The following is an 8,609-nucleotide window of genomic DNA, read 5'->3' on the forward strand; positions in this document are numbered from 1 at the left end:
CCGTATGTACCACATAGCCTTCTGGTTGTCCAAAAAACATCAGTTCACCGTTTTCATACTGGAATCCATTAATGTAATCTGTAGTTACGGTTTGGCTATTAACGATAAAACGCTTTTGTAATTTAACGCCGCTAGCGGTATAATCGTATTCAATGCTTTGACCATTTGTGAAAACCACCCGCTCCGGCAGACTGAGGTAATTGTATTCTATAAGATCCACCCCTTTTGAGGAATCTGAAATCATATTGCCATTAGCATCATAGCTGTAACTTCTCACCACCGGGGTCGTTTGCCCATTAGTGGTCTGTGTGCCACTTAAACTGTGTAGCTTGTTGCCGTCATAATGGTACTGGAAGTTGTGGTTGCCGTTTTGTAGGTTTCGGTGCAAAGCGGTAATGTTACCGCTTTTGTCATAAGTTACCTGGCTGAGATTAAAATCACTGTCTGAAAAGCTGGCTTTTTTTAAACGGTTAAACGAGTCATAAGCATATTTATAATCTCTTTTCACCTGATCGCTTGCAGACTGCCAAATCACCTGTGCTATATTGCCGTTGAACATGGGTTTGAAGCTTGATTCTTCATTAAATGTTCTTCCCATTGTGTCATAATTTAACTTATAAGCAAAAACATCATCGCCCAGGTTTCCCGGTTCATTGACATGGGTAACCATGCCACGGGCATTGTATTTATAATCTATCTTTTGCAAGGCATTGATTTCTTTGACTTGCAGCACCCACTGGCTAGTATCCAGTCCTTTCTGTACCAATACATTATCTATGGTCACTTCTTGACCTAAACCTGAGGGGTTTGAACCAGTCATTTCAAATTGAATAAAATGGCTACCTGTTTGCATTGGCGTGAAATTGGCAATAAACGTTCCAGAATGCAATACAGGTTCAAAATACAGTTTTGTGGAACCATTCCAAATACTAAACTCTAAATCTGAATTAAAATTCGTAAGATCAATATCGAGCGAGATGGTATATGTTTCTCCTTGTACAAAATCAAAAAACCCCTTAACAGCATCGCCGGGATTATAAAACCCAATGTACATTTTTTTGTTTTCAATCGCTAACTTTGTATAGCTTTTATCTTTTGTTTGCCAGTTGCCTGATACTTCTTGAGAATCAAAAGTATTTTTAACTTCTTTACTTGTGAGTGAAGAGCTTCCTGCAACGAGTTCATATCCAAAAGATTCATCTTCAGGTTCCACATATTTTATATGAAGTTGACCAATGGCGTCATATAAAAACCCATTGATTAGTTTTTCAGGATTGTTGTTTACTTTTTGATATTGGGCTTTTAATCTTTCGGCATGGTCATAAACAAATCGATCTGTAATAAGTATTTCATTGTCTGAAAGCACCCTTTTGTGTGTAGTTATAGATTTTAAAGGTTTTCCTGTAAAGTCAATTTCAGAGTCCACAATGGTATAGCCCCCTAGATGGTTAATATTATGTGACCTCAAAGGTCTAGCTTTTTCATCAAACCACGAGTAGCTTTTGTTCCAAGTATCATCATCAATGGTTCTAGTCCAAGTTGCGACCGCAATACCTTTAACATTTGTAGTTATATTTTGGTTTAAGATTGTGACAGGATTAACTGGCTTGTCTGGATCATAAAAATTATAGTCGTCATAATAAGTTACAGTTAATATTTGAATACCAATGACTGGAAAAGCATTGTTGGTATAACCAATTGTGACATCACCAATTGTGGTTTGACCTCTAACTTCATTATGTGTGTTGTTTGGTTGTGCCAATCTCCATTCGTCTGCTTCTTCCTGAAGTACTTCCCTAGAAATGGAGACCCCACTTTCATAGGTACCAGTATAAACCACTCGCCCAAATTTGTCATATTTAGTATAAAGCCATTTTCCCTCTGTTGCAAGTTTAGGGTCTTGAACCAAAACTGGTCGGTCTTCTTCATCAAATACCACCCGTTCCCATCCACTTGTCCCTGGTATTCGCTTGGCAATCTGTCTTCTTAACCCATCATATCTGTATTGATAACATAGCTCATTTAATATGTTTTGATCAATATTTCCATTTTGAGGCTCTGCTTTAGGTGGTAAAATAAAAGTAAGGTTATTATAATCATCATACACATAATATGTATTTATACGAACACCGTCAATATAACTTCTTTTTAATACCACCAATCCTTCTTTATTCTTAAATTCTTCAGTGGTATTGTTCAGGCCATTTACCCAATTTTCATCCTTAATGATCGAGATTGCTAACTCATTGGGTTCATAAAAACTGCCGTCATCAACGAGAGTAGGGACAAAACTACTGGTTAGTGCTACTTTAAAGTGCTTTACATCATTGGCTTTATTAAATTGATAATCAAATTCTACTTCATGCCCACTACCAATTTTCCAAGAATTTCCGGGACTGCCTTGTCTTTTTATCCTGTTATGGGGTGAAAGCTCAAAAACACTTTCACTAAAAGGGTCTTGTGTAGCCACATAACTGTTTTCTATTTTTGAACTGCTGTAAAATTGTTGAGTCTTATTTTTTGCGTGAACATCATAATAACCGGAGACAGTACTTAAGCGTCCATAAGGTAAATAATTTTTTACATTTCTTCCAAAGCGGTCATATTCCACATATTGTACAATATCCTGTTCAAAACCACCTACATTATAGGCAATTTGTTGCATGGGTCTTCCCATACCATCAAAGTAACTGATAGATTCTGTTTTTTCTTCTATATCCAAAGTACTTATCTGTGAAACTGTGCTTACGGGAACTCGGGGTTCAACGGTATACGAAAAGTTGAGATCATTGATGTTTAAACCCGGGTAAGTGGGTAATGGATCTTCGGTTATAGGTTGAACCGGGGTGATATTTAAAACATAACCCGGGGGTTGTTCACACTGAATCAGAAATTGATCGGGGTCACCATAGCCGTCCTCATTTTCATCTAAATACCAAATAGTTCCGGGGTGGATAGCTGCGTTATTATCATTGCAATCATGAGCTCCATAAATATAAGACGGTGTTTCAATTCCAGGTGGGATGGAAACCAAACCGGTTGCATATACGTAACCGGTTGGTTGTGAACATTGGATTATTGGAGTTGCATTGTGGTTACCATAACCGTCACCGTCAATATCAGGATACCAATGTGTATTTGGATTAAGAAAGAAATTAGAATCATCACAATCCAATGCATTTGAAATATAGCCTGGGGGAGCAACACAACCTGTCACACTTATGTTGGGGTTACCAAAACCATCTCCATCAGCATCCCTGTAAAAAATAAAGGTAGTAATATTAGGGTTTGTATCATCACAATCATCATCGTTAGCGACATATCCAGTGGGTTGCACACAAGAATTCACCCAAATATTTGGATTTCCAAACCCATCATTGTCAGCATCTATATACCATCTAATATTATTATGAATTAAAGGATTAGTATCATCACAATCATAATTGTTATTTGCCCAACATCCACCGCCAGGAGGTGAAGATTGTGGAGGTCCACAAGATTCAATACCTATTTGACCATAACCCCATCCATCACAATCATTATCAGGATACCAAGTATCCATTGAGGAATAGTTTGGGTCATTATCATTACAATCATGACAATAAATGGAATAGCCGGGTGGTGGAGTGGTACTGGGAGAACAAATACCCGCAGTATTGTTTCCTACACCATCTTCATCTGAATCTTCCCAATACCAATATAGGTCATAGCCCTTCTGTTGTTGTCCATTACAGTTGGTGAGAGGCTCACATACAGGTTCTTGTGCAATTATTATATTGCTTGCTAATAAAAGTATGATTAAATAAAAAACCTTTTTTTTCATCTTTAAATTTTTAACGGGGGGTACAATTTATGCTTGAAAAAGAATGATAACCGTTGTCACTCTCTGTTTCTCCTGCTACCAAAGACGCCTTTACATTTATATCAGCAGTATTACAAAAATCGTTTCTTATGGATATTTGGTCACCATTTATAAAAATTGCAAATTGTGATTGGTTTGTTCCAGCAGAAAAATCATATTCCCAACTGTAAGTATAGTTTCCGCCGTCAGATGCTATTACCTTAAAAATTACATTTTCATTTCCAGACATTATTTTTTCCAAATGTAACGTTAAGGGTTCTTGATTATTGGCTCCAATATCTTCATTAATTATCAGGCAGTCGGGTGTTTGAGTTGATTCTGAGGAATAGTTAAATGGTTGAGAACGATATTGATATTCATTTTTCTTAATAATATTACCTTCTAGATCCTTAATATGGTCTAGACGATAAAAGTCATCATAAAAATAAGACTGTGATCTTCCCCTTGGATCTGTGACACTTGTAGTGCCTATAGTAGGCTTATAAGTATAAGTTGTTACAAATGCTTGAGGTAGCCCATCTCTTATTTTTTGAAGTTCTGTTTTTAAAGATGTCTCATTTGGAGGATTATTAAGTATTGACATGTTAACCAAAGAAATAGCCTGACTATGGACTGCACCCTCTATTTTTGCCACCAATCGCTTGTCATTGTAGCCATAAAGATAAGATGTAATAACTTCTGTCTTGTTTTTTTCATTTATTACATTTCCAAAGTTATCTATGCTTAATAGAATTTGTGACAATCTAAATTTTGGATTTGCCCCGTTAAAATCAAAATCAGGGGGAGTACCATTTCCGGTTCCATCCCAATAATAACTGTATTTTGGAAAAGGAACACCGGTTAAGTCCCATTTAACAGCAGTGGCACTTTTATATAAAGTTGGGTTGTTTCCACGCTTAAAGCTACTTCTGGAATAGACTAAAGGCGAGAGTAAATTATATTCAAGGACCTCAGGAAAATATTCAAACAGATATTTATTTTCCGTCTCTTCCAGGTTTCCTTCACTATCATAAATAGATGTTTTTGTAAGTAGTCCTGTCATTAAATCATATTGAGACATAACTTGGGTAATGAATTGGTTGCCATTTTCATTGACAATATTTTTTTTCATTCCAAGGTTTATATAATAACCCTCACCTATTGGTCTTAATAACCAGTAGTTTATTTGTTCAGAAACTACATTATTATTATTGTCAAATACCTGTATTTTATTAGGTAATCCAATTTTTCTATTGTCTGAGATACCTGCATCATAAAAAGTCACAGTTTTCCCCATTATCCCATTCAAATCATTTTGCTGTGATACTTGACTATAAAAAACAAGCAAGTTGTCTTTGGAAATTTTAGGTAAAGCATAGCAATAATAATTTCTTGTTTTTCTGGTTAAAACAGGATCGAAGATTTCATTTACAATAACAACATCTTTTTGAAATGCTTTCCCTTCACTGTTAAATTCTAATTGACCGTCTATTAATTTATAAATTTTAATAGTGTTACTAGTGGGTGTTTCAACAAGAAATACCTCTTTTCCAATGGCATGCGTGGGAAGGTTTCGAAAAGGGTTCTTTTTTAAATAATGACCATTATCCAAGCTATAATTGAATAAACTGTTATCCTTTTTTAGGGAAATAATTTTGGAAAATGCACTACCACTTGAGTGGTTTCCATTTCTGGATGACAAATACAAAAGATTATTACCATCTGATTTTGAAAAAATAGTATTAGAAGGGTAATCATTTAAAAAAGTAATAGATAAGTCGTTGTTTAATCTAAATAATTTATTATGGCCAAGTATATATTTAGAACCAAAAATTTCATTGCTTTGTTTAGTGTCTGTTGATCCAATACTATATGAATCAGGATCAATAAAACTGTTCCATAAACCTGTATTACTATTAAAATATTTAATTTCTGTTTGTAAAAAACTTGTATTATTTGGATTCTCAATAGGTCCTAACATTATATCATTACCAAAGCCTAATCTGCTGGTTTTATTTTCGTAATCAGATGACCCAACGTGAGTTGCTGTTAAACTAGTTGTTATCCAGGAGCCCATACCTCTATACCTAGAAGCTTTTACACCATATAAATTATAATTATTCCAATCAGCTACAGCAAAAAAGTTATTAAATAAAGGATAGGAGATTAGGTCATCATTAATACTTCCAAATCCAGATTGGTCTTTGCTTATAAAATTGTAATCCTTATTCCATCTTATAAAATATTCAGGATTGGCATTGGCATTTACTTGAGCAAAGGAATTCTGCCCATACCAGTAACTGTCATAATTGCCACTGCCGGATGTTTCAAGCCCTATCCCTTGGGAAGTAAAATTCTTCATTTGAATATTACCGATAATATCCCAATAATAAAACTTAACTTGATCTGGACTTGTATCCTTGTTATGTTGTATCAAATAATTGTTAGCTGCGGTGTAGTAATATGTTCCTGAAGAATTAGGAGTGTTATATGAATTGGAATTATTCCAGGAGTCTCCATTCCACCGGTCAAAATAAATTCTATCCTCTTTAGGATGCCCAACAGCATAAAAATCTTCGCCGGCCATCAATACAGGGTGCATTTGAGATGACCCTGAAACACTCATCCAGTTATAACTCATAGGTACCGTCCAGGTAAATCCATCATTTTTTAATCCAAAACCAAAAAATTTAAACTGACCGCTTGAATAACTTCTGTAAAGAATAGCAAAAAAGGTTTTTCTGTGGACGATTTGTATATCTAAATACTGTTTTCCATTCACGGTTTGAATTCCTACATTAGGCAGGATTTTAAGAAATTGATCCTCCCATTTATTTCCATTCCAGGTTAAAACACTAACCGTAAGGTTCCCGCCATTGTAAGGGTTTCTTGACAATTTTATGATGTAGTCTCCTTGAACAATAAAAGAGGCTTGATCTGAACTATTAATTGTGGTTACTTGGTCAACTTCAATTTCATTCACTGCATATTGGTAGCTAACACGACCTTTGGTGGGGAGTATTTGATGGGTTAAAGAACCATAAAAAGGGGAGTAAAAATTTTCATCATATTGAAATTCCCTAAAGATTTGTTCATCATTGTTACTGTTTACTAATATCACTTTTTCTAGTAATCTTTTCCTTAAGTCACCAGACCCAATCAAAGTATAGTCAAAGTTATATTTATACAAAAACTGTTGTTTTTCATCATAAGCCTCGACTGATGTTAAGTATTTTCTCTCATAGTTTTCTTGATATGCGTCAGGTTCTAATGCTTGGTTGGTATTAGGCTCATAATATTCGTCATTTGTTTTTTCTTGATAAACAAATCTTATTTCTTCACCTAATGGACCAATTATTTTTTTTAAATAAGTTGCTTCAGTATGTTTGATCGAGCCGGTGTTATTTAAGGATTGTTCTACATTTATATATTTATACTCCACTTTGTTTCCAAACATATCCTCCACTTTTGTTATGTTCCATGAAGAACCTTGACGGCTTGCATTGGTTTGGTTACTATCCCCAATCCAGTTGTCCCAATAAACAGACCAATCCACGTTTGCATAGGTATACTTGTATCCATTCTCCTTTATAATTTCCCACTTTTCTTCATTAGGGTAGAAATATACTTTCCAAGGTTTGTGCATAGTGAGTCTGAACTCGATTCTATTTATTGTCTTGTTTATAGCTATCAACTTATTTAATCCTCCTTCAAATAAATAAAAAGTATCATCATCCCTTGCAGCAGTAAGTTTATTATCGGCCACAATTCTTGAAAACTGCATATTCCAGCCTAATCCCAATGCACCTGTGGGGGAAAACTCATTTGAATATTTTGCATTTTTCACAACTTGTGCCCCGTCATAGCTTATTCCAAAAGAAGCGTTTAAGTCCTTATATCCTTTAAGGGATATTAGGTTTAATGATAAATTAAGTTTACCGTTGGATTGATTTACAGATGATTGTGAACCAGCATTGCTGTTAAAACTCATTGTCTCTGGAACGGTAACATCCTTTTGAGATTGGATATTGGATGATATACAAATGCAAATGAGAAATAATATTTTTTTCATGGATCAATAAAATTAATTTCAATGCAATTATAAAAAAAATTAACTTATTGTTGTTAATTTTAGTTAATTAAATTAAAATTATTTGTTAAAAGAAAACTCAGGAGAGAGGTTTAATTACAATATCAACCAATAATACTACTCAACTTGAACATGGGCAAATACATGGCTATTAGAATTATTCCAACGATAATTCCAACAATTAAAGTCAATAAAAAATTAAGGAAATTGGAAATAATTTGACCTTGGTATTTGGCTTCAGTACTGTACTGGTCGTAAAGTTTTTGAAATATATATTCAGTCTTGTTAGTCTCTTCAGCTACTTTTAAAAGGGCAAGCATTTTTTTATCATAAAATGAGTGCTTTGCAAATGCAGTACTAAGTTTGTCACCTTGTATGATGTCTTTTTCAATTATTTTCAAAGTGCTTTCCAAAGGATAAAATCGTATCATATCACTAACCAACCCAATGCCGTTTACAATTCCAATTTTTGCATTGGTCAAAAGTGACATGGCTTGTGTAAACTGGATCAAATAAATCCTTTTGATGTATACACCCAACACGGGAAGTTTGAGTAGAACTATTCCGGTAAATCGATAAAACCAATTTTTCTTGGACACTACCTTTAGTCCAACAAGTATCCCAAAAATGACAAGAAAGATGTACCATTTATTTTCTGTCATCAAATTCGAAAATGAA

The 8,609-nt window shown here is 34.5% G+C and carries 3 protein-coding genes; all 3 read right to left on the reverse strand.

From position 1 onward, the window contains the following. Window positions 1-3,823 (reverse strand): DUF6443 domain-containing protein (locus tag AACY61_RS04530; protein ID WP_339610399.1); only part of this gene is annotated, 3,823 nt, incomplete at its 3' end. 10 nt (window positions 3,824-3,833) lie between these two features. After that, complete coding sequence (locus tag AACY61_RS04535; protein WP_339610400.1) at window positions 3,834-7,913, reverse strand: hypothetical protein; 4,080 nt, start codon at window positions 7,911-7,913, stop codon at window positions 3,834-3,836. A gap of 122 nt (window positions 7,914-8,035) precedes the next feature. Continuing rightward, window positions 8,036-8,609 (reverse strand): type II secretion system F family protein (locus AACY61_RS04540; protein ID WP_339610401.1); only part of this gene is annotated, 574 nt, incomplete at its 5' end.

The sequence above is a fragment of the uncultured Planktosalinus sp. genome, from assembly GCF_963973675.1.
Taxonomy (GTDB): domain Bacteria; phylum Bacteroidota; class Bacteroidia; order Flavobacteriales; family Flavobacteriaceae; genus Planktosalinus.